Origin of the sequence: Paraburkholderia sp. A1RI_3L (genome assembly GCF_048957895.1) — a bacterium.
GTDB lineage: Bacteria > Pseudomonadota > Gammaproteobacteria > Burkholderiales > Burkholderiaceae > Paraburkholderia > Paraburkholderia kururiensis.
Map to the genome: position 1 here is coordinate 27,076 of NZ_JARCHA010000010.1, position 25,043 is coordinate 52,118.

Here is a 25,043-nt window from a genome sequence, read left to right on the forward strand (position 1 = left end):
GACCGGTTTTTCCTTCGCCTACGCGCTGCTACACGCCGACTTCTCATGAGCATCGTCACGCCGCTTCACTTACCGCAGTTCGTTCGCGTCGCCGAAACGGCGCGCGCGAGCGTCACTTTTTTTCTCGACGGCGTGCCAGTGCAGGCGCTTGCGGGCGACACGCTGCTCACCGCGATCCTCACGCAGCAGCGGCACGTGCGCCGCAGCGAATTCAGCGACGCGCCGCGTGCGGGCTTCTGCCTGATCGGCGCTTGCCAGGACTGCTGGGTGCGCAGCGAAGACGGCACGCGGCTGCGCGCGTGCTCGACACCGCTGCGTGAAGGCATGCGTGTGCTGACGCGCATCGACGTGCACAGCGACGCGCACAGCGACGTGGACAACGAAGCGGCAAACAACGCAACTACCGACGCAACTACCGACGCATCAAACGAAGCGGAGGCGCAATGAGCACGGCGTCGGCGCGCATCGTGATTGTCGGCGCGGGGCCTGCGGGCGTGCGCGCCGCGCAAACGCTCGCGGCCGCGGGGCTGCGTCCCGTCGTGATCGACGAAAACGCCCGCTGGGGCGGGCAGATCTATCGCCAGCCCGCAGCGAACGCAGGCTTCTCGCGCCCGAAATCCGCGCTCTACGGCTTCGAAGCAAAGAAGGCCGACGCGCTCCATCGCGCCATGGCCGACCTGCTGCAGAAGATCGACTATCGGCCCGACACGCTCGCCTGGTCATGCGAGCCGGGGCGGCTCGACACCTTGCGCGAGGGCCGGGAAGCGAGCGTGCCGTGGTCGCATCTGATCATCGCGAGCGGCGCGACCGATCGCATCGTGCCCCTGCCGGGCTGGACCCTGCCCGGCGTCTACACGCTCGGCGGCGCGCAGGTGGCGCTGAAATCGCAGGGCTGCGCGATCGGCCGGCGCACCGTGTTCGCTGGCACCGGGCCGCTGCTCTATCTCGTCGCTTACCAGTACGCGAAAGCGGGCGCGCAGGTGGCTGCGGTGCTCGATACGAGCCCGTTCGCACGTGAGGTTGCCGCCGCGCCGAAGCTGCTCAGCCAACCCGGCACGTTCGCGAAAGGCCTGTATTACCTGGGTTGGCTCAAGGCACACGGAATACGCGTCGAACACGGTGTGTCGCTCGATGCGATCGACGGCGAGCACGCCGCGCAGTCCATCCGTTGGCACGCAGCGGACGGCACAGCGCATGCAATCGCGTGCGACGCCGTGGGCCTCGGCTACGGCTTGCGTCCCGAAACGCAGCTTGCCGATCTCGCGGGCTGCCGCTTCGTGTTCGACTCGCTCAACCGCTGCTGGCTGCCCGAGCGCGACGTCGCCGGACGCAGTTCCGTCAAAGGCGTCTACCTGGCCGGCGACGGTGCGGGCATTGCGGGCGCCGACGCCGCCGAACTCGGCGGCCGCCGCGCCGCGCTCGCGGTGCTCGAAGACCTCGGCATGGCCGCGCCGCAGGGCGCGCCATGGCCCACTGCCGCGGCGCTGGAAAAGCGCCTCGCGCGCATCTCGCGCTTTCGCGCCGGCATCGAACACGCGTTCGCGCCGCCCAGCCACTGCGCCGCGAACTGGCCCGACGACCTGACCATCTGCCGCTGCGAGGAAGTGACGGCCGGCACGTTGCGTAGCTGCATTCGCAGCGGCGCGACCACCGAAGTGAATCGCCTGAAGGCGCTCACGCGCATCGGCATGGGGCGTTGCCAGGGGCGCATGTGCGGCGAATCGGCCATGGCGCTCCTCGCCGCGGAAACGGGCAAACCGTTGCACGAAGTGGGCCGCCTGCGCAGCCAGGCGCCCATCAAACCCATTCCGATTTCGCCGATGCTGTTCGAAGACGGCGTCCAGGTCGTGGAAGAGGAAGCACACGATGAGTGACACGCGCCACTTCCAGGTCGTGATTGCGGGCGGCGGGCTCGTGGGCGCATCGGCTGCGCTCGCGCTGGCACGCAAGGGCGTGAGCGTCGGGCTCTTCGAGCGCCGCTTTTGCGGCGCGCAGGCAAGCGGCGTGAACTACGGCGGCGTGCGCACCCAGGGCCGCACCGCCGAGCAGTTGCCGCTCGCGGCGCGCGCGCGGCGCGTGTGGAACCGCTTGCCGGAGCTGATCGGCATAGACGGGGAATTCGTGGTGTCGGGGCACCTGCGGCTCGCGCGGCGCGACAGCGACCTCGACGCGCTTCACGCGTGGGCCGCGATGGCGCGCGAATACGGCGTGGAGTCGCAGGTCATGCATGGCGACGCGTTTCGCCGCCGTTACCCGTGGCTCGGCCGCGCCGCCATTGGCGGCTCGCTCTGCGCAAGCGACGGCCACGCGAATCCGCGGCTCGTTTCGCCGGGCTTCGCGGCGGCGGCGCGCCGTGCCGGAGCGCACGTGCAGGAGCAAACCGCGCTAACCGACCTCGGCTTCGACGGACGCCGCTTCCAGATGCGAGCGGGCGACGCACGCGTCAGCGCCGACTGGCTCATCAACTGCGCGGGCGCCTGGGCCAATACGGTGGCGGGCAGTTTCGGCGAGACCGTGCCGATGAAGCCCATCTATCCGAACATGTGGGTGACCGAGCCGCTGCCGCGTTTCATCCGGCACAACCTCGGCGTCTACGGCGGCGGCGTCTACGCGCGCCAGGTGGAGCGCGGCAACTGCGTGATCGGCGGCGGGCGCGGACACGGCGACGGCGAATACGCCCAGCCCTCCACCGACACCACGCGCGCCGTCATGCGCGACGCCTGCGCGCTGCTGCCGGGGCTGCGTAATGCGCTCCTCATCCGCACGTGGAGCGGCGTGGAAGGCGAAACGCCGGACAGCAACCCCATCATCGGACCCAGCCACACCACGCCGCGCCTGTTGCACGCCTTCGGCTTTTCGGGCGGCGGCTTCCTGCTCGCGCCGGGCGTGGGCGAGGTGCTGGCCGAACTCGTCACCGAAGGCGCGACGAGCACGCCCATCGAAGCATTCGCCATCGGCCGCTTCACGCAGTCTTCTGTTCATGCCGCTCTCCCCGTCAAATAAGGAGTTCACACGATGAAATTCACACGCACGCTCGCCTCGCTGGCCGCACTCGTTGCGCTCGGCTGTTCCACTTTCGCCTCGGCGCAGACGAAAACGATCTACATCGGCATGAACGGCGGTCCGATGGAGAAGGCCTATACGAGCCAGGTGCTGCCCGACTTCGAGAAGGCCAACAACGCCAAGGTGGTGGTCGTGCCCGGCACGTCGTCGGATGTGCTCGCCAAGCTGCTCGCCAACCGCAACAGCCCGCAGATTCACGTGGCGTTCCTCGACGACGGCGTCATGGCGCGCGCGGTCAGCATGGGCGTGTGCGAGAAGCTGGACGATTCGCCCGTGCTCAAGGAGCTTTATCCCTTCGCGCGCATGAAGGGCGACATGGGCGCGGGCGTGCAGCTCGGCATGACCGGCATTGGCTACAACACCAAAGTGTTCGCCGACAAAGGCTGGGCGCCGCCCACTTCGTGGCTCGACTTCGCGAACCCGAAATACAAGGGCAAAGTGGTGTTCCAGTCGGCTTCCAGCAGCACGTTCGGGCTGCATGGCTTTCTCGCCATCAATCGCCTGATGGGCGGCAGCGAAAGCAACGTGGAGCCAGCCTTCACGAAGTGGCCGAGCACGGTAGGGCCGAACGTTGTCGAATACATTCCGAACTCGGCAAAGCTCTCGGAGATGATTCAGACCGGCGAAGCAGGACTCTTTCCGCTCACGCCCACCGCCGTGGGCGACCTGAAGGACAAGGGCTTGCCCGTGGCCTACGTGAACCCGAAGGAAGGCGCGGTGCTGCTGCTCGTGGATCTGTGCGTCGTGAAGAACAACCCTGACCCGCAGCTTGCCCAGAAGCTCGCGCAGTTCCTGCTTTCCGCGCCCGCGCAAAGCAAAGCCGCGGTGGCCGGCAAGCAGATCCCCACCAACCGCAACGCCACCATGCCGCCCGACATGCAAAGGAGCCTCGGCGACCTGGACCAGCTCGTGAAGAAGGTGACAGTGGTGGACTGGGACGTGATCAACGCGCACCGCGCGCAGTGGGATTCGCGCTGGAACCGGCAAATCGAGCAGTAAGCAGCGACGGCGGGCCGGTCGGCCCCAGTGCCGTCAAAGCGCGCGTGGCGAGTTGCGCGTGGCGAGTGGCGAGTCCCACGCGCAACTCGCCACGCGCACATCAAGGCCGTACGCGCCTGTTACGCGTGTGACTTCACCTGCTACTCCGCACGTTCGGCTGCTTCGATAATCGCGTTTGCAACCGCTTGCGGATGGCTCACGAGCGAAACATGGCTGCCATGCACACGCGTGACGGTAGCGCCAATGGCCTTCGCCATGCGCTCCTGCAGCGCGGGAGCAATCATCTGGTCTTCGGTGCTCACCACGAAGTAGGACGGCCGGTCGCGCCAGGCCGGATGCGTGACCTTCTCGTCGAGGCAGCCCGCGTACCAGGGCCCCTGCGTGGCGGCCACGATGCGCTGCCCGGCAAGCGGCAGGTCCGGCGCGAAGAACTGGTGGATCGCCTTGTCCGAGAGCGTCAGATAGCCTGCGGAATCCTTGTGCAGCTCTTTCGACCAGGGCGGCGCGGGCAAGTCCTTCGTGATATCGGCAATCGATTGATTGGCGTCCGGCGCAAAGGCCGAAACGTAGACGAGCGCCTTGACCTTGTCGTCGTTGCCAGCCTCGCTGATGACCACGCCGGCCCACGAATGCCCCACGAGAACGACCCGGCCCGGCTGCTCATCCACGACACGTTTCGTTGCCGCGACGTCGTCGTTTAAAGAACTCAATGGATTCTGCACGGCCACCACGTGCAGCCCCTTTGCCTCGAGGACAGGAATCACGCGGCTCCAGCTGGAGCCGTCGGCGAACGCGCCGTGCGTCAGCACGATCGTGGTGTTGCTCAGGTCCTTCGTGTCTTCGGCGTGCGCCATCGTTCCCGTGGCAACGGCGCCAATGATCAGCATGGACTTTAGAAAGCCGCCAAAAAGTTTGGACATCATTTTCATCTCTCGTTTCAGGTTGGAAAAACGGGTGGGCGCGCTACAACGGTTATCGCGCCAGGTCGTGCCCTGTCCGGCCATCACGGCGCAAAACGCGTGAACACGTAATCGTGGTCCTTCACGCGGGCGGCATGACACGCGAAGCACGTCTCATGCTGGGCTTGATCGACCGGCACGCCGTTGATGAAACGCCCAAACCCCCATCCGCCGGTGGACGCGTAGCGCTTCGCGTCTTTCACCATGACCTGCACCGTCGTGGGCTGGCCCGGCACCGTGGCGGGCGCGAACGCATCGGACTGCTTTTTCCGGTAAGCGAGCTTGACCAGAATCGTCCCGTCCGGAAACGGCAACGTGGCATTCCTGATGGCCTTGATCGCTGTCTCGTTGCCGAGCACCACGCGCAACTCGTCGAGCGGTGCCGCTTCCGCGGCGGGCGCGATCATCTGCCATTCGCGATAGCCCTTTGGAATCGTCACGCCGTAAATGGGCGACGCGGCTGCTGTCGTTTGCGCGTCGTCAGCAGTCGCGCCATCACTCGTCAATGCCGTGAGCCCGAGCAGGCCGCCCGCCAGCAACGCGCCGATGCTGCGCCATTTCGATTTCATCCTGCGCTCCCGCATTACAGATGCTGGACCTGGAGAATCGCGTCGGCGAATGCCCTGGGCGCTTCCTGCGGCAAGTTGTGCCCAATGCCGCCGCTGATGTTCCGATGCTGGTACTTGCCCGTGAACTTCTTCGCGTACGCCGAAGGCTGCGGATGCGGTGCGCCATTGGCGTCGCCTTCCATCGTGATGGTGGGCACCGATATATCGGGCGACGTAGCGAGCTTTTTCTCGACTTCGTCGTATTGCGATTCGCCCTGCGCGAGACCCAGACGCCAGCGATAGTTGTGGATGACGATGGCGACGTGGTCGGGGTTGTTGAACGACTCGGCCGAGCGCGCGTACGTTGCGTCGTCGAAATGCCATTGCGGCGAGGCAAGGCGCCAGATCAGCTTGTTGAATTCGAAGCGGTTGGCTGCATAGCCTGCTTCGCCGCGGTCGGTCGCGAAATAGAACTGATACCACCAGGCCAGTTCGGCCTGCGGCGGCAGCGGCTTCCTGTTTGCCTCCTGGCTGCCGATCAGATAGCCGCTCACGGAAACCAGCGCCTTGCACCGCTCGGGCCAAAGCGCCGCAACGATGTCGGCGGTACGGCCGCCCCAGTCGAACCCGCCAATCACCGCCTGCCTGATTTTCAAGGCGTCCATGAACGCGATGACGTCGACCGCGACGACGGCTTGCTGACCGTTGCGCGGCGTATCTGCCGACAGGAATCGCGTCGGCCCGTAGCCGCGAAGGTACGGCACGAGCACGCGATAACCGGCCGAGACGAGTATGGGTGTCACTTCGGCAAAGCTGAAAACATCGTAGGGCCACCCATGCAGCAGGATGACGACCGGACCGTTCGCCGGCCCTGCCTCTACGTATCCGATGCTGAGCCGGTTGGCATCCACCTGGCGCAGCGTGCCGAATAGCGCGCCCCCTCCGGCGGGCGTCAAACCCGCTGCGGCCGGGGCCGATTGGGCGCGCGCCATTTCGCTCAGTCCCGAACCCAGCACGGCAAGGCCGGCGATGGTGGTACCCAATACGCGGCGACGCCGCGCGTCGATCTGATCAGACATAGTCGTATCCCCAAAAAAGATGAGTTAGTTCGTCATGCCGCGAGCCGCGGCAAGTCTGCCGATCTGCGTTCTTCTCAAACGCGATCGCCGTTGATGGTCGAAGCTCAAGGAGAAGATCTAATGCACGATGTTCATCGAGGGGAGAAGCGGCGCACGCCTTGTCATGAGGCGCCTATACCTCGGTATTAGAGCGCTCGCCTCGAACACCGGACCGTACATAGGCATGTTGTCCGGCGATCGGGCATCCCTCACGCCATGGACCGCATCGCTCTGAGCCCGACACGCACGATTCAGGAGTGCGCGTAGATCGGCTCGAATCCCGGAATCGTGTCTTGCGCAGAGGTCGCACGCGAGCCCGACGACGAGGAACCGGTGATAACGGGACCATAAGCCGAGGCCGCGTCGCGGTTCTGGGCACTCACGCGCGCTTCGGCGGCCTGGATGTTCGCGGGGTACTGGGTGTAGTCATCCGCCGGGTTGTAGCCGGCCTTCTCGAGTTGAACGAGTTCCGCCCGAACCTGCGCACGCGTGATCGGCTGGCTGGATTGAGCAAACGAAACGGCGGGAACGGCGACAACAGCGGCAACGATCAGCGACTGGACGAGCTTCATGGTTTTCACCTGTGAGTATCGAGTTGATTCACGCCACACCCGCGTGGCGCCCGGTATCCGGTTGGCGTGAGGGCCGCTTTGCGGCATCGCCAACTGGCATGGGTGTATTTGAATCGCTCGACGTATCCGGCTTGTTTCCGCGAAGCGGCGTTTATGTATGCGTTCTTGTCTTTTTTTGCCGCGGATACACAACGATACAAAGCGGCGCCGGGCGGCGCCGTGCATCGGGATGTGAGGAAAGGGTTGCGCGGCCTGGCGCGCGACAGACAAACGGCTACGACTAGCGGCCGCCCCGTCTCGTCTGCGAAGGCAATTCGCCGAACAGTTCCTGATAGTCGGCGGCGAAATGGCTCATATGGAAGAAGCCCCAGTTGGCGGCGGCGTCGCCAATGGCGAGGTCACTGGCGCGCGTTGCCATCAACTCGCGGCGCACGCCGTTGAGCCGCACAGAGCGCAGATACTTCACCGGCGTCGTTTCCGCCACGGTGCGAAAACTGTTCTGCACGGTGCGCCTGCTGATCTGCAACCGCTGACACAGTTCGATCACGCTCGGTGCGTTCGCGGCGTCCGATACGGTCAACCGATGGCACTTATCCACGATGAAGCTTTGCGTCGAACTCCCCGGGCGCTGGTTGCGGTCACATGTCGGGTCCGTCAACAGTTGGAGCAGACCGTCGAGCATCTCCTGCTCGAGACTTCGTTCGAGGTCCGGCCCGTCGTTCGATGAATCCGCTGCGCCTGATGCGCCTGATGCGCCCGATGACTCCAACGGGTCCATCGCGAGCGCGCTCAAAAAGAGCGCCAGCAGTTGGTCACGGCATTGTGCGAGCCGTTTTGACGGCACCTTGATGACAGGCTGCCGTAACAGCGTGCGGATGTCGCCCGGCGAAGGCGTAGCTTCCAGCGCGCTTTCGAACAGTTCGCCGTCGAACGTGATGGAGAGCATGTCCATACCCATCGGCATATGGAACATGAATTCTTCACCGCCACGCAGCACGAAGATGCTGTTCTCGTCAGCCTCGCGGCCCTGCATGCGGATTGCGCCCGACACGGCTGTAGGAATCGCGAAACACATCTTGCCCTTCGGCGCTTCACCGTGCTGCACGACACGCTGGCTGATCCGCTCGCGAAACACATGAGTGCGCGTGCTTTTCAGTTGCATCAACGAGCTTTCCAGCGGCCCCGCCGATATCTGGCTATAAGTCTGATTCCAGTCCCGCACGGCACAGGCATGCATATGCACGTCCTGGAATCGGTTGATGCTTTGATTCATGACGTTGAATTACCTGTTGTATGAACGGGTTCCCAAAGAATCACTCCGACGCATTCCTAAACGTCGATGCACAGACCGTGCCAGCCAACATCGGGGATGCCGTGATTGTGCCCACCTGCATTCGCGACGTTCTACCAGGGATAACCCGTCGCGCTGCACGCCTTGCGCGCGTGCACGCCGGGCCACCTTGGCGCAAAAGAGTGCACAGGCACCAGCGCGGTGACAACGGCACTTCACTTCGCAGCCGTTGAGGCGACCTCGACACACGAAGCGACCTTCGAACTTGCTCATTTGGGATACCGCCGTGCCGGTGTTCGCAATGAAACTTCGTTCACACGGCGAGCGTCGGGCATAGCACCCGCCTCACGCCCGCTCGAGCACACCCGTTGCGCCTCGTGGCGCTTCAATGCACTGCACGGAGACACGATGACTTACGAAAACGCCCGCTTCTGGCACCCCATGATGCACCCCGCTGCGATGAAGGAACGCAAGCCTTTGCGCATTGTTCGCGGCGACGGCTGCTACGTCTTCGACGAATCCGGCAACCGCTTCGTCGACGGCGTGGGCGGACTGTGGAACGTCAACGTGGGGCACAACCGCCCCGAGGTCAAGGCGGCCATCGTGAAGCAGCTCGATCAGCTCGAGTATTTCCAGCTGTTCGACGGCGTGTCGAACCCGCCCGCCGAAGCGCTTTCCGCACGTCTGATGGAAGTGCTCGCGCCCGAAGAAATGAAGCGCGTGGTGTTCAGCTCCAACGGTTCGGACTCCACCGAAACCGCGCTGAAGCTGGCGCGCCAGTACTGGAAAATCCTGGGTCAGAAAGACCGCACGAAATTCATCTCGCTCAAAGAGGGCTACCACGGCAGTCACTTCCTGAGCGCATCGGTCAATGGCAACGCCGTTTTCCGCCGCAACTACGAGCCGCTCATCCCCGGCTGCTTCCAGGTGCAGAACCCCTGGGTGTATCGCAATCCGTTCACGAGCGACCCGGAAGAACTGTCGACGTTGTGTGCAGATCTGCTGGACCGCGAGATCCAGTTCCAGGGCCCGGACACCGTCGCCGCCTTCATCGCCGAGCCGGTTCAGGGCGCGGGCGGCGTGATCGTGCCGCCCGCAAGCTTCTGGCCCAAAGTGCGCGCCGTATGCGACAAGTACGGCGTCCTGCTGATCGCCGACGAAGTGGTCACGGGATTCGGACGTTCCGGCAGCCTCTTTGGCGTGCGCGGCTGGGGCGTCAAGCCGGACTTCATGTGCTTCGCCAAGGGTCTGTCTTCCGGATACGTGCCGCTGGGCGCCACGGTATTCAACGACCGCGTGGCGCAGGCCTTCGAAACCAATCAGGACTTCTCCGGGCAACTCATGCACGGCTACACGTACGCGGGCCATCCCGTGGGTTGCGCCGCCGCACTCGCGAGCCTCGACATCGTGGTGGGCGAAGATCTGCCCGGCAACGCCGGCAAGCAGGGCGCCTATCTGCTCGAAGCATTGCAGCCGTTCGCCGATCGCTTCGAAGCCATTGGCGAAGTGCGCGGCAAAGGTCTCATGCTCGCCATCGACCTCGTCAACGACAAGGCCACGCACGAGCCCATCAGCCCGATGTCGGGCTACGCCTACAACGTCGCGGAAGTGGCGCGCCGCAACGGCGCGATCGTGCGTCCGGTGGGCACGAAGATCATCCTGTCGCCGCCGCTCGTGATCCAGCGGCCCGAGATCGACCGCATCGTGTCCGCGCTCGATGCCGCCTTCAAGGAAGTGCCGTTCGTCCGCTAAAGCGGCCAACGTTCTCTACGCCCAATGAATTCATGAGCATGAGCCAGAACCTGAAGCACTTCATTAACGGCGCACCGGCCGATGCCTCCGACGGCGGCCGCATGCGCCTCCTGAATCCGGTTGACGAACGCGAATACGCGAGCGCCGCAGAAGGCACCGCCGAAGACGTGCAACGCGCCGTCGCCGCGGCCAGCGCGCAATTGTCCGGTGGTGCATGGCGCACGCTGGACGGCGCACAGCGCGCGCGTCTGCTGATCCGGCTCGCCGATCTGGTCGAACGCGACACGACGCTGCTCGCCGACATGGACGCCCGCGCGATTGGCCGCTCGCCCATCGAGCCGCGCATGATGGACGTGCCGAACGCTGTCGCCAACCTGCGTGCCGCGGCGGGTTGGGCAAACCAGCTGGAAGGCCGGACCATTCCCACCGCGGGCTACATGGGAAACAGGACGCTTTCGTACACCGTGCGCGAGCCCGTCGGCGTGGTGGGCGCCATCGTGCCGTGGAACGCGCCGCTCATGATTACCACCTGGAAGCTTGCGGCCTTGCTCGCCGCGGGCTGCACGGTGGTCATCAAGCCGGCAGAAGAAACGCCGCAGTCCGCGCTGCATCTCGCCGCGCTGTGCAAGGAAGCCGGCTTTCCCGATGGCGTCGTGAACGTGGTCACGGGGCGCGGCGACGTAGTGGGTCGGGCGCTATGCGAGCACCCGGACGTCGCGAAGATCAGCTTCACGGGCAGCCCCGAAGCCGGCCGCACCATTCAGCGCATTGCCGGCGCGCAGTTCAAACGCGTGACGCTGGAGCTGGGCGGCAAGAGCCCGCAGATCGTATTCGAAGACGCGCCGTTCGACGAAGCCGTGCGCGGCTGCGCCCTCGGCATCTTCGTGAACCAGGGGCAGGTCTGCGCCGCGGGCTCGCGCATTCTCGTGCAGCGCAGCCTCGTCCAGCGCTTCGCCGCAGCGATGGCCGAAGCCGCGGCCACCATCAAGGTGGGCGACCCGCGCGAGCCCGGCGTGCAGATGGGACCGCTCGCGAAGCAGCAGCAATTCGAACGCGTGAACCGCTACATTCAGGCCGGCCTCGACGAAGGGGCTGAGCTGCTCGTGGGCGGCGTCTCCCAGCCTGAGAAGGGATGGTTCGTGAAACCGACTGTCTTCGCCGGCGCGAACAACGGCATGACCATCGCACGAGAGGAAATCTTCGGCCCGGTCGGCACGATCATCGCGTTCGATACCGAAGAAGAAGCCGTGGCCATCGCCAACGATTCGGACTACGGACTGGCGGCCACGCTCTGGACCAACGATCTCACGCGCGCGCACCGCGTCGCGCATCAGGTGAAGGTGGGCGCGGTCGGCGTGAACTGCTGGAGCCCGCTGGATGCGAATCTTCCGTGGGGCGGCCTCAAAAGCAGCGGCATAGGCCGCGAAGGCGGCATCACCGGCGCGCTCGCCTACACCGAAGAGAAAGTGATCACGGTTCTACTGCCCTCCTGAGCTTTTCGCCACCCTCGACAAAGGAGACCGCCATGCGCTGGAGAAACACGCTGGAGTCCTACGGCAATGTCTCGATGCTGTTCCACTGGCTGACCGCCGCGGCGTTCATTACCGCGTATGTGGTCGTCTACTACGTCATCTGGTTCGTCGACCCGGAGACGAGCATCAAGCCCGCCCTCTTCGGCACCACGCCGAACGCAGCGCGCGTGGTGCCCATTCTCAACATCCACTGGATTCTGGGCATCACGATCGCGTTTCTCACGCTGCCCCGCCTGCTATGGCGGATCTTCGGCATCGTGCCGCGTCACCTTTCGCATTCGCGCATCGAGAACCGCGCAGCAGACGTGGCGCACTGGGCGCTCTACGCCCTGCTGATTCTGATGCCCGTTTCAGGCTACATGACCACCTACGACCCCACGAACTTCGGCTTCTTCGTCATTCCCGCATGCCGGAACACGGCGTTCGCGGCGTGGATCCGGTCGATCTTCGGTCTCTCCGTAACGGGTCTGGAAGACGTGATGTGGGCCGTGCACAGCTTCATCGGCCAATGGGTGGCCTGGCCGCTCGTCGTGATTCATGCGGGCGCGGCGCTCGTGCATCACTTCGTGCGTAAAGACGCGGTGCTCAAACGCATGCTGCCGCTCGCGCAGCACGACGAACCCGCCACCGGGGCGCCCACTGCCGCCACTCAGCCCAACCACCGTTAGTCCCGCCGCAAGCCGTTCCCGTACTTCCGAAGCGATCCCGAAATCACGAAGCACCGCGCTCAAGGCTGGAGTCTCTCCGCCTTGAGGCCGGCTTCGTGAGGGATGCGTTCGTCCGCGAAATGCCGGTCGTTCCCACGCATGTGCAGATCGCGCCCACTCCATCCGCAAGCATTGAAAGCGATTCAACTCACTCGAGGAAACGACATGAAGACAAAACGATTCCGGCGCACCGCCTGTGCAAGCACCACCCTGAAAACCACACTGAGCGCCACGCTCGCCGCCAGCCTCCTTTTCGGCACCGGCATGGCCGTGGGCGCGGACCCGGCTGCACTGGACCGGCTCACGCCATCGGGCGCGGAAAAAGAAGCCAACAAGGACGGCACCATTCCCGCGTGGCAGGGCGCCGAAGCGCCGTTGCCCGGCTGGGAATGGGGCAAGCTGCGCCTCGCGTACTGGAAGCACAAGGACGAAAAGCCGCTCTTTTCCATCGATGCCTCGAACGTCGATAAATACGCGGACCACCTTTCCGCCGGCGAGGCCGCCATGATCCGGCAAACGAAGGGCTATCGCATGGACGTCTACCCTTCGCACCGCACCTGCGGCGTGCCCGACTTCGTTGCGGCCAACACGCGCAAGAACGTGGGCACGGCCAAACTCAACGACGACGGCTGGAGCATCAAGGACGCCACCGTACCGGGCTACCCGTTCCCCATTCCATCCACCGGCGTGGAAGCCATGTGGAACGCGAAGCTGCGCTATCGCGGCGTAGGCATCGACTACAAGAAGACCATCACCGCCGTGTCGCCACGCCGCGGCGGCAGCGAATGGATTCGTGCCGAGTCCGAGCAGACGCTCTTCATTCCGTGGGGCGAGAAAGGATCGCACGCGCTCTCGTCCTACCCGCCCGTCGAGTTCTATGTGTACTTCGCCTATCTCTCGCCCACGGCGCTCGCGGGCCAGGCACTCGCCATCACGCAGTATCTGAACCAGCCGGAAAACGAGACGTTCTATTACTTCCCGGGCCAGCGCCGCGTGCGCCGCATGCCGGCCTACTCGCATGACGCGCCGCAGATCGGCATGGAAAACCAGTACACGCTGGACGAACCGAACGTGTTCAACGGCGCGCTGGACCGCTTCAACTGGAAGCTCGTGGGCAAGAAGGAAATCTACGTGCCCTACAACGACTTCGGCGCCTTCGACTTCCAGTCGAAGTTCGAAGACATCGCCCAGAACAACTTCATCGCGCCGAGCCATCGCCGCTACGAGTTGCATCGCGTGTGGGTGGTCGAAGCCACGGTGAAGGCCGGCATGCGGCACTCGGCCCCGCGGCGCGTGGTGTACCTGGACGAAGACAGCTGGGCCCCCGTGCTGATGGACGACTTCGACGGTCAGGACAAGCTTGCCAAGATGCGCGAAGGCTTCCTCATTCCCGTCTACGAAACCGGCACCTGCGACGTGATGGCCATGGTGCAGAACAACCTGGCCGAAGGCCGCTACGTGTTCGATACGCATGCGGCCGGCGTCGGCAAGGACGTCCGCTATTTCACGGAACCCACGGGGCCGCGCATGCGCGCCGACTTCTACACCGCTGAAAACCTGCGCGCCATCAGCGAGCGCTGAGTCGTTCCAAATCGTTCCAGCGCCCACAACAAACAGACAAGCCAAGGAGATCAACCATGTCCGGTGTCCAGGGGATTCGCATGCGCACGGCCGCCGCATCCGTCTGCGGTCTGCTTTCAGCAGTCGGCGCGCAAGCCGCCGACTTCGAGTTCAGCGACGTAAGAGGCAGTTTCGATTCGACCATCTCGGTAGGTACCGGCATACGCGCCAAGTCGCCCGCCTGCGATCTCATTACGGCGGGCGCGACCGGAGCAGGCGCCCCGGCCGGCTGCCTCGCGCCCACGTCTTCCATGGGCGATCAGGGCAACCTGAACTACGCCAAAGGCGATGCGTTCACGACGTACCTGAAAGGCAGTCACGAACTGCTGCTCAAGATGCCGGACGACTTCACCTTCCTCGGCCGCGTGAACTGGATACGCGACTTCACCGCCACGCACACCACCGGCTACCTGAGCCCGGCCACACCGTCGTATCTCACGAGCGGCCAGGCGTCCGATGCGAGTTCGGACCTGCGTTTCAAGGCTCGCCTGCTCGACCTCTGGGTCAGCAAGTCGTTTCAGCTGTTCGGCGAAACGGCGCGCGTGCGCGTGGGTAATCAGGTCATCAGCTGGGGCGAAAGCCTGTTCCTGCCGGGCGGCATCAACGCCACCAATGCCATCGACGTGATGCGCCTCTCGCAGCCGGGCACGCAGCTGAAAGAAGCGGTGCTTCCCGCACCTATCGCGAGCTTCGCAACGGGCCTCGGCCACGGGCTCAATCTGGAGACCTATATCCAGAGCAACTGGAACGGCAACTACCTGCCGCCTTCGGGCAGCTATTGGTCGTTCGCCAACGGCATGGGCCGGGGCCACGACGCCTACGGGCTCATCGAGGTCAAGCCGAAGAATGGCGGGCAATGGGGCACCGCGCTGCGCTGGCAGCCCGCGGGCACGCCGGTGAATCTCGGCTTCTACGTGATGAGCTACAACGACAAGTCGCCGAATTTCAGCACGAACGCGGGCGGCACGGGCCATTCGGGCTGGGCGTATGCCGAAGACCGGCGCCTCTTCGGCATCAGCGCGAACATGCCGATAGGCGACTGGGCCATCGGCACCGAACTGTCGTATCGCCCGCGCGATGCCGTCGCGCTCAACCCGGCCGTGAGCGGCTGCGCGTCGAACAACGGCAACTGCTGGGCCAACGAAAAGAAGTTTCAGTGGCACCTTACGGGCATGCTGAGCCTCACGCCCAGCAACGCCCACACCATCCTGAATCTGCTGGGGGCGGACACCGCCACGCTCATGGCCGAAGCCGTGGTGGTGAGCTACCCGGGCCTCAAGCAGTACTACGGCAACGACCCGATTTCCGCAGGCGCATGGGGATGGGGCCAGGAGTACAGCGCCAACGGCACGCCCAGGCCCGTGGGCACGAAAACGTCGTGGGGCTATAACCTGGACTTCAGCTGGGTGTACGACGGCAAACTGATTCCGGGCTGGCAGGTGATTCCCGAGGTCTATTACTTCCAGGCCGTGAGCGGTAGAACGCCGAATGCCGTGGGCCAGTTCATGGAAGGCGCGAAGTCGGTCAATCTCGTCGTGACGTTCATCCAGAACCCGGCGAACTGGCAGGCCGCCATCAACTACTCCGCATTCTTCGGCGGCAAGAGCGTATTCGACCAGCCATATCGCGACCGCAATTTCGTCGGCCTCACGCTGTCGCGCAACTTCTGACCGAAGCCGTCCCCTCTCAAGCAAACCGTTCCCGCGCCATGCCCACTCCGCCCGACACCACCACGGCGCTGCAACGCGCCGTGCTCCGCTTCGAAGCATTCGTCTTTTCTCACCGGCGCCTCATTCTTGCCGCCCTCGCCGTGTTCACGCTCGTCATGGCGTGGTTCGCCACGCAGTTGCGCATGGATGCGGGCTTCGACAAGCAGATGCCCGTCGGGCACGAGTACATCCAGACGTTCGAGAAATATCGCAACGACACCTTGGGAGCGAACCGCCTGAACATCGTCGTCAAAGCACGCCACGGCAACATCTGGAATGCCGCGGCGCTCAAGCGGCTTTACGACGTGACGCAGGCGGTCATCTTCCTGCCCAACATCGAACGACTGGGCGTGCAGTCGCTGTGGACGCCCAACAGCTTCGTGAATGAAATTACCGAGGACGGCTTTCGCGCGGACCCGCTGATCGACAGCACGATCACGCCCGCGCAACTCGATAGCGAAACCATCGGCAATATCCGGCGCGCGGCAAGACAAGGGGGCTTCGTCGGCACGCTGGTCTCGCGCGACGAAACGAGCGCGATGATCACCGCCGAGCTGCTCGAATACGACGCCCACGGCGCCAAGCTCGACTACGTGGATTACAACCATCTGCTCGAACAGCGCATTCGTTCGAAGTTCGAAGACGGCGACTTCGAAATCCAGATCATCGGTTTCGCCAAGCAGATAGGCGACATCGCCGACGGCGCGCGTTCCGTGCTCAAGTTCTGCGCCATTGCGTTGCTGCTCACGGCCGCCGCCGTGTACTGGTACTGCCGCTCGCTGCGCTTTACCCTGCTCCCCGTTCTGTGTTCGCTCACGTCGCTGGTCTGGCAGTTCGGCACGCTGCGCCTGCTCGGCTTCGGGCTCGATCCGCTCGCGGTGCTCGTGCCGTTTCTTGTGTTCGCCATCGGCGTGTCGCATGGCGTGCAGCAGATCAACTACATCGTGCGCGGCATTTCGCATGGGCATTCCAACTTCGACGCGTGCCGCGACAGCTTCAGCGGACTGCTGATTCCCGGCACGCTCGCGCTCGTCACGGCGTTCGTCTCGTTCATCACGCTGCTCTTGATCCCCATTCCGATGGTGCGGGAGCTGGCCATCGCGGCTTCGCTCGGCGTGGCGTACAAGATCGTCACGAACCTCGTGATGCTGCCCGTGGCGGCCTCCTTCTTCAACGTGAGCAAAGCCTACGCGGACAAGGCGCTGGTTCGCCGCGAACACCAGGCGTCCTGGCTGCGCGTGGTGGCTCGCGTGGCGGAACCGCGCAATGCGCTCGTCGTGCTGGCGCTCACCGCCTGCGTTTTCGCGGTGGCGGTATGGCAAGGCCGCGATCGCGTGGTGGGCACGTTGCAGCCAGGCGCTCCCGAACTACGCGCCGATGCACGTTTTAACCGCGACGCCGTAGCTATCTCCAGCAACTTCGATACGGGCCTCGACTGGCTGACGGTGATCTTCGAAGCGCCGCCGGAGAGTTGCAACAACGTCAACATCGGCCTCTACCAGGACCGCTTTACGTGGGCCATGCAGCACGTGGACGGCGTGCTTTCCGCAGCGTCTTACTCCGCACAATTGAGGCTCTACAACGAAGGCTATAACGAAGGCAATCCGAAGATGAGCGTGGTGCCCATCGACCCTGCCAATTACGCCGCGCTCTCCACGGAAATTGCCCGCGTGCGCGGCACGATGCGCAAAGACTGCAGCATGACCGCCGTGAACCTCTTCCTCACCGACCACAAGGCCACCACGATCCAGCGCGTCATCGACGCGGTGAAAGCGTTCCGCACCACCAGCGCGCCGCCGGGCGTGAGCATGCGGCTCGCCTCGGGCAATGCCGGCGTGCTGGCCGCCATCAACGACGAAGTGGCCAGAAGCGAACTGCCGATGATGCTTTACGTGTACGCGGCCATCGTGATTCTGGTGTTCCTGGTCTATCGCGATCTGCGCGCTGTTATCGCGTGCTGTCTGCCGCTGACGGTGGGCACCTTCGTGGGCTACTGGTTCATGAAGGAACTACAGATCGGCCTCACGGTAGCCACGCTGCCTGTGATGGTGCTCGCGGTGGGCATCGGCGTGGACTACGCGTTCTATATCTACAACCGCCTGTTGCTGCACGTGGCCAACGGCCAGCCCACCGTGAAGGCCATCGAGCACGCAATTCTCGAAGTGGGCACGGCCACCATTTTCACGGCCATCACGCTCGCCATCGGCGTGGCGACGTGGTCGTTCTCGCAGCTGAAATTTCAGGCCGACATGGGCAAGCTGCTCGCCTTCATGTTCATGGTGAACATGGTGATGGCGATGACCGCGCTGCCCGCCATGGTCGTCTGGCTCGAAAAGCTCTTCCCGCGCCGCCGCCCCGTGCACGCAACCGGACTCCAACATCATTGAACGCCGCCATGACTTCTCGCCTCTCTGCTCTCGCCTGCGCGGCGCTTCTGTCTTTGCCGCTCGTCGCCCTGGCCGCCGTGACGACGGACAACGCGCCACCTGCACCGTTGGCCGCACCGGCCGTCTCCGTGCCGTATGCGGCTTCGGCCACGATGCTGGGCACTGCCACAGCCGGCTCGCGCATCGTCGCGGTGGGCGACCATGGTGTCGTCCTGCTCTCCGATGACGGCGGCAAGACCCACCGGCAGGCGAAACGCGTGCCGGTGGACGTCACGTTGACCTCCGTCTCGTTCGTCGATGCGCGGCAGGGCTGGGCCGTGGGCCACTGGGGCGTCGTGCTACGCACCACGGACGGCGGCGAAACCTGGCAACTGCAACGCAGCGACACGAAGACCGACCGTCCGCTGTTCGCGGTCCACTTCTTCGACGCGGATCACGGTGTGGCCGTCGGCCTGTGGTCGCTGACGCTGGAAACGTCGGATGGCGGAGCGCACTGGCGAGCAGTCACGTTGCCCTCCCCCGGCGAGGGGCAACGCGCGGACCTGAATCTGCAAGGCCTCTTCGTGGATGCACAGAACCGGCTCTACGCGCCGGCCGAACGCGGCATGGTGCTGCGTTCCGACGATCGCGGCGCGCACTGGCGCTACCTCAGCACCGGCTACAAGGGATCGTTCTGGACCGGCGCAGCCGCTGCCGACGGCACGCTGTTTGTCGGCGGCCTGCGCGGCTCGCTGTACAAGAGCGCCGATCACGGCGAAACGTGGCAACGCGTGGAAACGCAGAGCAAGTCGTCCATCACCTCGCTCGTGCTGTGCGGCTCGACTATCGTCGGCGTGGGTCTGGATGGTCTCGTCGTGCACAGCGACGATGGCGGAGCGTCGTTTGCCTCCAACGTGCGCCAGGACCGCTTGCCGTTGACGGCCGTGGCCTTCGATGCGTCCTGTCATGCCGTGCTGTATTCGCGAGAAGGTGTAGTGGCCGACGCACCCATCCAGGCACGCGCAAAATAAGGCACATCAGGCGCAACGGCGGAAGCGAAAGAAGCGCCTGCGCCTACGTCGCGCAGACAGCGCTTTCGCGTCGCTCACTGCACCGCATACGCCAGTGTCGGCGCCGTCTCCTTCCGTGCGGGCGGATCGCTGCGCGGCGAGCTCTCGTGCCTCACGCGCTCCACGCAGTACCGAAGCTGTTCCTTCATCTGCGCGATCAATGTCTGCCGGCGCCGGAACGCCGCCCGCTTGTTCGACGGCACCTGGTCGATCGAGCGATGCGGCGGCACCAGCGGCAACGCGAAACGGTCCCCCGCTCGCGTTCCGCCCAACTCTTGCCAGAACGCGTCGTAGTCGGAACGAAACGCGTCGGCGCCTGCACTCGATACATGGGCCGAGCGCGCCACCGCTGTGAGCGAGCGGATATCCAGTAGCTCGCACAACGCGCCGATCGCCTCCATGACCGCCGCCTTCGGGCGCAGCCCATGGCTCGCCCGCGTGGCGATGCGCACGCGCTCGCGGTGCTCACCGCCCGGCCCCTGCAGGCCACCGATGAAGAGCCCCGGCGTGCGCGTGTCATATCGCATTTCGAGCGTGAGCGTGGCCCATGCGAGATCGACGCCGGTTTCGGCGTCGGTGCATGCGACGGTCAACAGTCCCTCGCGCCGGCAGCGCGTCACGCTCTTCAGCACGATCAAGAACGGCGGACACGCGGCCAGCACGACGTGCTCGCCCATCAGATAGATACGCCGCGTGAGCGCGTCGCCCAGCAGGCGTTCCATCAGAACGTGGTGGTCCCGAATCATCGCTACACGCTCAAGCGCGCCCAGGTGCAACTGCGCGAGCCCATGAAACGGCCGCTCCGCAAAGCGCCGGTCGTGCCGCGCGATATCGGCAAGCACCCGGTGCTCCGCGAGCGCGTTGAACCAGCAACAGGCAGCGCGCGGGTGAAGCGCCGCATACATCCAGATGCGCACTCTTCTGAACCGCGATTTCAGATCGCTGCCTGGAACGAACTCGGGGAGAAAACGCAATGCGTGTGCGACGAGCATGTTGGTGTCTCGCGTAGTGAGGTCAGTCCCGCGTCGTGTCGAGATGCGGGCCGGTGTGGGCGTCGACGACTTCCGGCGTCGACGTATCGATGTGTCCGTTCCAGCCGCCGCCCAGCGCCTTGTTCAACGCGACGTAGTGCGTCGCGAAGAGCACCCGGCTCTGGATCAGCGCGTCCTCGGCCAGATAGAGCGAGCGCTCTGCCGTGAGCACGTCGAGAAAGCTCGTGGAGCCGGCGCGATACAGCAGGCGAGCCAGATCCGCGGCGGTGCGGTACGAGGCAGCGGAGGCGCGCAGCGCCGCGATGCGTTCGTTCTCCTGGTACAGCGCGACGCTCGCGCCTTCCACGTCCTTCAGTGCGTTCAACACGGCCGCGCGCCACGCGATGAAGGATTGGTCCCGCTCGGCCTGCGCCACTTCGACACCGGCCTTGAGCCGCCCGCCGTTGAAGAGCGGCACCGTAAGAGACGGTCCGAACGCCCAGCCGATCGAGGAGCGCTGGCCCAGGTCGCCCGGCCGCGTGGCCGAGGTTATGAGACTTCCCGTGAGGCTCACGCTCGGGTAACGCGCGGCCTCGGCTTGCCCCACTTTGGCCGTGGACTGCGCGTACCGACGCTCCGCAAGACGCACATCGGGACGCGCAAGCAGCACGTCTGCGGGCACGCCGAGCGAGACGGGCAGCGTCGGCGTGGGCAGCGGCTCCGGCTGTTCCATGCGGTCGAGCAACGCCTCCGGCGGCTGGCCTGTCAGTACGGAAAGGCCATGCACGGTCTGCGCATAAGCGGCCTCGAAGGCAGGAATGGCGGCCCGCGTGCTTTGCGCCTGCCCCGCCGCGTTGGCTGCATCGAGCCCCGAGGAAGCCCCTGCCTCGAACTTGAGGCGCGTGATGCGCGCTGTTTCCTCCTGCGATGCAGCCGTGTCGCGCGCCAATGCGAGCCGCGCCTGATAACCGCGGGCCTGCACATACGACGACGTCACATCGCCGATCAGCGTGAGGAGCGCTGCACTGAGCCCCCACTGCGCCGCGTCGACGCCGTACTTCGCGGCCTCCTGGGCCCGCCGGTTCGCACCGAACAGGTCGAGTTCCCAGCTTGCGTCGAAGCCTGCCTGGAACAGGTCGCCTGCGTTACCCGTGCCTGAGTTGATGTTGGTGGTGGAAGAAGTGGTGGACGAAGTGGTGGAAGAAGTGGTGGAAGAAGCGCCCGGCGACATGCGGCCCGGTCCCCCGGAGCGCGTTCCGGAAACGCTTGCCCGCAAAGACGGCCACGCAGTGCCCGCCGCCTGCCGATAGAGCGCACGCGCTTCGCGCACCTTCGCCCGCGCCGTGGCCACGTCGAGATTGCCGGCAACCGCTTCGTCGATCAGCGCATCGAGCAAAGGATCGTTGAGCCGCGTCCACCACTGCGCGAGTTCGGGCCGGCTGGCGGGCGTCATGGCGCCGACGCTGGCCCATTTATCGGGCACAGCCATCTCGGGTTGCCGATAGTCGGGGCCCACGGCGCACCCGGCGAGCATGAGACCGCTTGCAAGCGTCACCGCCGTGCGCGCATGGCATGTCGCGGTCACGCTCATGACGATCGATGTGATGGCGTTCATCGCGGACCATCCCTGTCGTCTTCCTTGTTGTCGTCCATTCGCGCGGCCGGGAACGCCATGCGCACCGCCACGAACAGCAGCGGTACGAAGAACGCGCCCAACACCGTGGAGGCAACCATGCCGCCCATCACGCCCACGCCGATCGCGTTCTGCGCGCCGGAGCCTGCGCCTGTGGCAAACGCGAGCGGCGCGACGCCAAGAATGAAGGCGAACGAGGTCATCAGAATGGGCCGCAGCCGTTGCGTGGCCGCTTCGAGCACGGCATGAGCGGCGCTGGCGCCGCGGGCCTCGCGATCCAGCGCGAACTCCACGATCAAAATGGCGTTCTTCGCCGCAAGCCCGATGGTGGTCAAGAGCCCCACCTTGAAATAGACGTCGTTGGTCTGACCGAAGGCGAGCGCGGCCACCACGGCCCCCGCAATGCCGATGGGCGCGGCCAGCATGACGGCAAGCGGAATGGTCCAGCTTTCATAGAGCGCGGCGAGGCAGAGGAACACCACGAGCACCGACATCGCGTAAAGCGCGGCCGCCTGATTGCGCGAGAGGCGCTCCTGCCAGGACAGCCCGGTCCACTCGTGGCGGTAGCCTGAGGGCAGTTGCGCGGCAATGCGGTCCATCTCCTTCATCGCCGTGCCGGAACTGACGCCCGGCGCCGCTTCGCCCTGAATTTCCACGGCGGCGCTGCCGTTGTAGCGCTCCAGTTGCAGGGGACCGGACGTCCACCGGCCGCTCGCGAACGACGAGAACGGCACCATCGCGCCACTCGCGTTGCGCACGAACCAGCTGCCGAGGTCGGACGGCTGCATGCGGAAATCGGCGTCGGCCTGCAGATAGACCTTCTTGACCCGGCCCCGGTCGATGAAGTCGTTCACGTAGTCGCTACCCCACGCGATGGAGAGCGTCGTGTTGATGTCGTGCAGGTTCACGCCCAGCGCGCTCGCCTGTTCCTCGTCGATGTCCACGGCGAATTGCGGGGCGTTCTCCTGGCCGGCCGGGCGCGTATTCGCGAGCAGCGGGCTGCGGGCCGCCGCGCTCAACAACTGGTCGCGCACGCCCATCAAGCGGTCGCGCCCGGCGCCGTTGCTGTCTTCCAGATAGAGATCGAACCCGTTCGAGGTACCCATGCCTTCGATGGTGGGCGGCAGCAGCGCATACACCTGCGCGTCCTTGATACGCGCGAACGCTTCGGTGGCACGCTGCACGACAGCCTCGGCCGAAAGCCGCTTCGAGCCCCGCTGGTCGAAGTCCTTGAGCCGCACGAAGGCGAGCCCCACGTTCTGCCCCGAGCCGCCAAAGCCGAAGCCCTCGATCGTCATGACGCCTTCCACTGCGTCGCGCTCGTTGTGCAGGTAGTAGTGCGTGACCTCGTCGAGCACGCGGGCGGTGCGGTCGCTCATGGCACCCACCGGCAACTGGACGGACGTCATCACCATGCCCTGGTCTTCCACGGGCAGAAACGACCCGGGCAGCCGCGTGAAGAGCCACGCGAGCGCAACGAGAAGCGCCACGAACAGAAGCAGGAACCGGGTGCCGCGCGCCATGACGCCCCGCACGCCCTCGCGATACTTGAGCGAGCCGTGTTCGAAGGTACGCATGAACCAGGCGCCAAAGCCGCGTCCGTTGTGATTGCCCTTGTGGTTTGCATCGCGGCGTTTGAGCAGGGTTGCGCACAACGCCGGCGTGAACACGAGCGCCACGAGCACGGAAAGCAGCATGGCCGTGACGATGGTGATAGAGAACTGGCGATAGATCACGCCGGTTGCGCCGGAGAAAAACGCCATCGGCACGAACACGGCGGAGAGCACCGTGGCAATGCCGATCAGCGCGCCCGTAATCTCGCCCATCGACTTGCGCGTGGCCTCGCGTGCGGAAAGCCCCTGCTCCGCCATCACGCGCTCCACGTTCTCCACCACGACGATGGCGTCGTCCACCAGCAGGCCGATGGCGAGCACCATCGCGAACATCGTCAGCGTGTTGATCGAATAGCCGGAGACGGCGAGCACGCCGAGCGTGCCGAGCAGCACCACGGGAATGGCGAGCGCCGGGATCAGCGTGGCGCGCACGTTCTGCAGGAACACGAGCATGACGATGAACACGAGCACCACGGCTTCGGCCAGGGTCTTCAGCACTTCGTCGATGGAGCGCGTCACGAACGGCGTGGTGTCGTACGGATAGAACACCTTGACGCCTGCGGGCAGCGTGCCGGAAAGCGCGTGGATGGCAGCCTTGACCGCTCTCGCGGTATCGACGGCATTGGCGCCCGTGGCGAGGTTGATGCCAAGGCCCGACGCCGGCATGCCGTTGTAGCGCGAGACATAGGTGTAGTTCTCCGCGCCGATCTCGACGCGCGCCACGTCTCGCAGGCGCACGATCGCACCGTCTGCCGCGCTCTTCACGATGACGTCGCCGAATTCCGCCGGCGTTTGCAGGCGGCTGCGCGCCGTGACGGTGGCGTTGAGCTGCTGCCCGGCGCGCGCCGGCTGGGCGCCGAGCTGCCCCGCCGATACCTGCGTGTTCTGCGCTCTAAGTGCAGTCTCGATGTCGCTCGGGATCAGCGCATAGCGCGCCAGCTTGTCGGCGTCGAGCCAGATCCGCATCGCGTAGCCCGAGCCGAACAACTGCGTGTTGCCGACGCCGGGCACGCGCTTGATGGTCTCGTTGAGCGTGCTGCTCACGTAGTCGTCCAGATCGGCGGACGACAATTTGCCGCCCACGGACGCGAAGCCGATCACCATCAGAAAGGCCGCCGACGATTTCGTCACGGAAAGCCCTGTGCTCTGAACGATCTGCGGCAACTGCGAGACGACGAGTTGCAGCTTGTTTTGCACCTGCATCTGCGCCACGTCGGCGTTGGCGTCCTGCGTGAACGTGAGCCGGATCTCCACCTCGCCCGTGGCGCTGGAGGTGGCCGACATGTACAGAAGATGGTCGAGACCCGTCATGCCCTGCTCGATCACGCGTGTGACGGAGTTCTCCACCGTCTGCGCATCGGCGCCGGGGTAAGACGCGCTGATCGATATGGTGGTGGGCGCAATCTCGGGATACTGCGCGACAGGCAGCGTTCGCAATGCGAGCAGCCCGCCCAGCATGACGGCAATGGCGATGACCCACGCGAATACGGGGCGCCTGATGAAGAACTCCGACATCGCGC

At 65.1% G+C, this 25,043-nt stretch carries 19 protein-coding genes; 11 read left to right on the forward strand and 8 right to left on the reverse strand.

Annotated features, from left to right (window positions below):
• Nucleotides 1–45: 45 nt before the first annotated feature.
• From PXJ20_RS23845 to PXJ20_RS23860, 4 genes are read left to right on the forward strand one after another with little or no spacing between them, the layout of a single operon-like run.
• A complete protein-coding gene (locus PXJ20_RS23845; RefSeq protein ID WP_421031892.1) occupies nt 46–447 on the forward strand; it encodes a (2Fe-2S)-binding protein in 402 nt (133 codons plus the stop codon).
• Entirely contained in the window at nt 444–1,874 is a 1,431-nt protein-coding gene (locus PXJ20_RS23850; protein WP_421031891.1) for an FAD-dependent oxidoreductase, read from the forward strand. The genes PXJ20_RS23845 and PXJ20_RS23850 overlap by 4 nt, the downstream gene beginning before the upstream one ends.
• Nucleotides 1,867–3,003 carry an NAD(P)/FAD-dependent oxidoreductase gene (locus PXJ20_RS23855; RefSeq protein WP_421031890.1) on the forward strand — a complete coding sequence of 379 codons (1,137 nt, stop codon included), beginning with the start codon at nt 1,867–1,869 and terminating at the stop codon, nt 3,001–3,003. The genes PXJ20_RS23850 and PXJ20_RS23855 overlap by 8 nt, the downstream gene beginning before the upstream one ends.
• Nucleotides 3,004–3,015: 12 nt before the next feature.
• A complete protein-coding gene (locus PXJ20_RS23860; protein WP_421031889.1) occupies nt 3,016–4,062 on the forward strand; it encodes an ABC transporter substrate-binding protein in 1,047 nt (348 codons plus the stop codon).
• A 140-nt stretch (nt 4,063–4,202) separates the two neighbouring features.
• Here the strand turns inward: PXJ20_RS23860 and PXJ20_RS23865 are convergent, their stop codons facing one another.
• The 5 genes from PXJ20_RS23865 to PXJ20_RS23885 all read right to left on the reverse strand — a co-directional run bounded on the left by PXJ20_RS23865 (nt 4,203) and on the right by PXJ20_RS23885 (nt 8,532).
• Nucleotides 4,203–4,949, reverse strand: coding sequence for an alpha/beta fold hydrolase (locus tag PXJ20_RS23865; protein WP_421032642.1), 747 nt, complete (start codon nt 4,947–4,949; stop codon nt 4,203–4,205).
• Nucleotides 4,950–5,065: 116 nt separating this feature from the next.
• Nucleotides 5,066–5,590: a cytochrome P460 family protein gene (locus PXJ20_RS23870; protein ID WP_421031888.1), complete on the reverse strand. Its 525-nt coding sequence runs from the start codon at nt 5,588–5,590 to the stop codon at nt 5,066–5,068.
• 14 nt (nt 5,591–5,604) lie between these two features.
• Nucleotides 5,605–6,648: an alpha/beta fold hydrolase gene (locus PXJ20_RS23875; RefSeq protein WP_421031887.1), complete on the reverse strand. Its 1,044-nt coding sequence runs from the start codon at nt 6,646–6,648 to the stop codon at nt 5,605–5,607.
• A gap of 290 nt (nt 6,649–6,938) precedes the next feature.
• Nucleotides 6,939–7,259 (reverse strand): DUF4148 domain-containing protein, encoded by a 321-nt coding sequence (locus PXJ20_RS23880; protein ID WP_421031886.1) that lies wholly within the window; start codon nt 7,257–7,259, stop codon nt 6,939–6,941.
• A 280-nt stretch (nt 7,260–7,539) separates the two neighbouring features.
• On the reverse strand, nt 7,540–8,532 hold the full coding sequence (locus tag PXJ20_RS23885) for a helix-turn-helix domain-containing protein (RefSeq protein WP_017775069.1): 993 nt from the start codon (nt 8,530–8,532) through the stop codon (nt 7,540–7,542).
• A gap of 426 nt (nt 8,533–8,958) precedes the next feature.
• Between PXJ20_RS23885 and PXJ20_RS23890 the strand changes: the two genes are divergently transcribed.
• From PXJ20_RS23890 to PXJ20_RS23920, 7 genes are all read left to right on the forward strand, one after another.
• Nucleotides 8,959–10,302, forward strand: coding sequence for an aspartate aminotransferase family protein (locus PXJ20_RS23890; protein ID WP_017775068.1), 1,344 nt, complete (start codon nt 8,959–8,961; stop codon nt 10,300–10,302).
• A gap of 38 nt (nt 10,303–10,340) precedes the next feature.
• Nucleotides 10,341–11,795 (forward strand): aldehyde dehydrogenase family protein, encoded by a 1,455-nt coding sequence (locus PXJ20_RS23895; protein ID WP_421031885.1) that lies wholly within the window; start codon nt 10,341–10,343, stop codon nt 11,793–11,795.
• Between the two features lie 32 nt (nt 11,796–11,827).
• Nucleotides 11,828–12,502 (forward strand): cytochrome b, encoded by a 675-nt coding sequence (locus PXJ20_RS23900; RefSeq protein ID WP_017775066.1) that lies wholly within the window; start codon nt 11,828–11,830, stop codon nt 12,500–12,502.
• A 204-nt stretch (nt 12,503–12,706) separates the two neighbouring features.
• Entirely contained in the window at nt 12,707–14,122 is a 1,416-nt protein-coding gene (locus PXJ20_RS23905) for a DUF1329 domain-containing protein (RefSeq protein ID WP_126877023.1), read from the forward strand.
• Between the two features lie 80 nt (nt 14,123–14,202).
• Complete coding sequence (locus PXJ20_RS23910; protein WP_421032641.1) at nt 14,203–15,831, forward strand: DUF1302 domain-containing protein; 1,629 nt, start codon at nt 14,203–14,205, stop codon at nt 15,829–15,831.
• A 38-nt stretch (nt 15,832–15,869) separates the two neighbouring features.
• Entirely contained in the window at nt 15,870–18,257 is a 2,388-nt protein-coding gene (locus PXJ20_RS23915) for an efflux RND transporter permease subunit (RefSeq protein ID WP_199540873.1), read from the forward strand.
• A gap of 8 nt (nt 18,258–18,265) precedes the next feature.
• Nucleotides 18,266–19,267 (forward strand): WD40/YVTN/BNR-like repeat-containing protein, encoded by a 1,002-nt coding sequence (locus PXJ20_RS23920; RefSeq protein ID WP_421031884.1) that lies wholly within the window; start codon nt 18,266–18,268, stop codon nt 19,265–19,267.
• A gap of 74 nt (nt 19,268–19,341) precedes the next feature.
• Here PXJ20_RS23920 and PXJ20_RS23925 read toward each other — a convergent pair whose 3' ends face one another.
• The 3 genes from PXJ20_RS23925 to PXJ20_RS23935 are packed head-to-tail and all read right to left on the reverse strand — an operon-like array spanning nt 19,342 to nt 25,038.
• Nucleotides 19,342–20,298, reverse strand: coding sequence for a DUF535 family protein (locus PXJ20_RS23925; protein ID WP_421031883.1), 957 nt, complete (start codon nt 20,296–20,298; stop codon nt 19,342–19,344).
• 22 nt (nt 20,299–20,320) lie between these two features.
• A complete protein-coding gene (locus PXJ20_RS23930; protein WP_421031882.1) occupies nt 20,321–21,892 on the reverse strand; it encodes an efflux transporter outer membrane subunit in 1,572 nt (523 codons plus the stop codon).
• Nucleotides 21,889–25,038 (reverse strand): efflux RND transporter permease subunit, encoded by a 3,150-nt coding sequence (locus PXJ20_RS23935; protein WP_421031881.1) that lies wholly within the window; start codon nt 25,036–25,038, stop codon nt 21,889–21,891. The genes PXJ20_RS23930 and PXJ20_RS23935 overlap by 4 nt, the downstream gene beginning before the upstream one ends.
• Nucleotides 25,039–25,043 lie beyond the last annotated feature (5 nt).

What these genes read in the sequence shown, in the direction of transcription:
- PXJ20_RS23845 (WP_421031892.1), top strand. Translation starts at nt 46, where the DNA reads ATGAGCATCGTCACGCCGCTTCACTTACCGCAGTTCGTTCGCGTCGCC.
- PXJ20_RS23850 (WP_421031891.1), top strand. Translation starts at nt 444, where the DNA reads ATGAGCACGGCGTCGGCGCGCATCGTGATTGTCGGCGCGGGGCCTGCG.
- PXJ20_RS23855 (WP_421031890.1), top strand. Translation starts at nt 1,867, where the DNA reads ATGAGTGACACGCGCCACTTCCAGGTCGTGATTGCGGGCGGCGGGCTC.
- PXJ20_RS23860 (WP_421031889.1), top strand. Translation starts at nt 3,016, where the DNA reads ATGAAATTCACACGCACGCTCGCCTCGCTGGCCGCACTCGTTGCGCTC.
- PXJ20_RS23865 (WP_421032642.1), bottom strand. Translation starts at nt 4,949, where the DNA reads ATGCTGATCATTGGCGCCGTTGCCACGGGAACGATGGCGCACGCCGAA.
- PXJ20_RS23870 (WP_421031888.1), bottom strand. Translation starts at nt 5,590, where the DNA reads ATGAAATCGAAATGGCGCAGCATCGGCGCGTTGCTGGCGGGCGGCCTG.
- PXJ20_RS23875 (WP_421031887.1), bottom strand. Translation starts at nt 6,648, where the DNA reads ATGTCTGATCAGATCGACGCGCGGCGTCGCCGCGTATTGGGTACCACC.
- PXJ20_RS23880 (WP_421031886.1), bottom strand. Translation starts at nt 7,259, where the DNA reads ATGAAGCTCGTCCAGTCGCTGATCGTTGCCGCTGTTGTCGCCGTTCCC.
- PXJ20_RS23885 (WP_017775069.1), bottom strand. Translation starts at nt 8,532, where the DNA reads ATGAATCAAAGCATCAACCGATTCCAGGACGTGCATATGCATGCCTGT.
- PXJ20_RS23890 (WP_017775068.1), top strand. Translation starts at nt 8,959, where the DNA reads ATGACTTACGAAAACGCCCGCTTCTGGCACCCCATGATGCACCCCGCT.
- PXJ20_RS23895 (WP_421031885.1), top strand. Translation starts at nt 10,341, where the DNA reads ATGAGCCAGAACCTGAAGCACTTCATTAACGGCGCACCGGCCGATGCC.
- PXJ20_RS23900 (WP_017775066.1), top strand. Translation starts at nt 11,828, where the DNA reads ATGCGCTGGAGAAACACGCTGGAGTCCTACGGCAATGTCTCGATGCTG.
- PXJ20_RS23905 (WP_126877023.1), top strand. Translation starts at nt 12,707, where the DNA reads ATGAAGACAAAACGATTCCGGCGCACCGCCTGTGCAAGCACCACCCTG.
- PXJ20_RS23910 (WP_421032641.1), top strand. Translation starts at nt 14,203, where the DNA reads ATGCGCACGGCCGCCGCATCCGTCTGCGGTCTGCTTTCAGCAGTCGGC.
- PXJ20_RS23915 (WP_199540873.1), top strand. Translation starts at nt 15,870, where the DNA reads ATGCCCACTCCGCCCGACACCACCACGGCGCTGCAACGCGCCGTGCTC.
- PXJ20_RS23920 (WP_421031884.1), top strand. Translation starts at nt 18,266, where the DNA reads ATGACTTCTCGCCTCTCTGCTCTCGCCTGCGCGGCGCTTCTGTCTTTG.
- PXJ20_RS23925 (WP_421031883.1), bottom strand. Translation starts at nt 20,298, where the DNA reads ATGCTCGTCGCACACGCATTGCGTTTTCTCCCCGAGTTCGTTCCAGGC.
- PXJ20_RS23930 (WP_421031882.1), bottom strand. Translation starts at nt 21,892, where the DNA reads ATGAACGCCATCACATCGATCGTCATGAGCGTGACCGCGACATGCCAT.
- PXJ20_RS23935 (WP_421031881.1), bottom strand. Translation starts at nt 25,038, where the DNA reads ATGTCGGAGTTCTTCATCAGGCGCCCCGTATTCGCGTGGGTCATCGCC.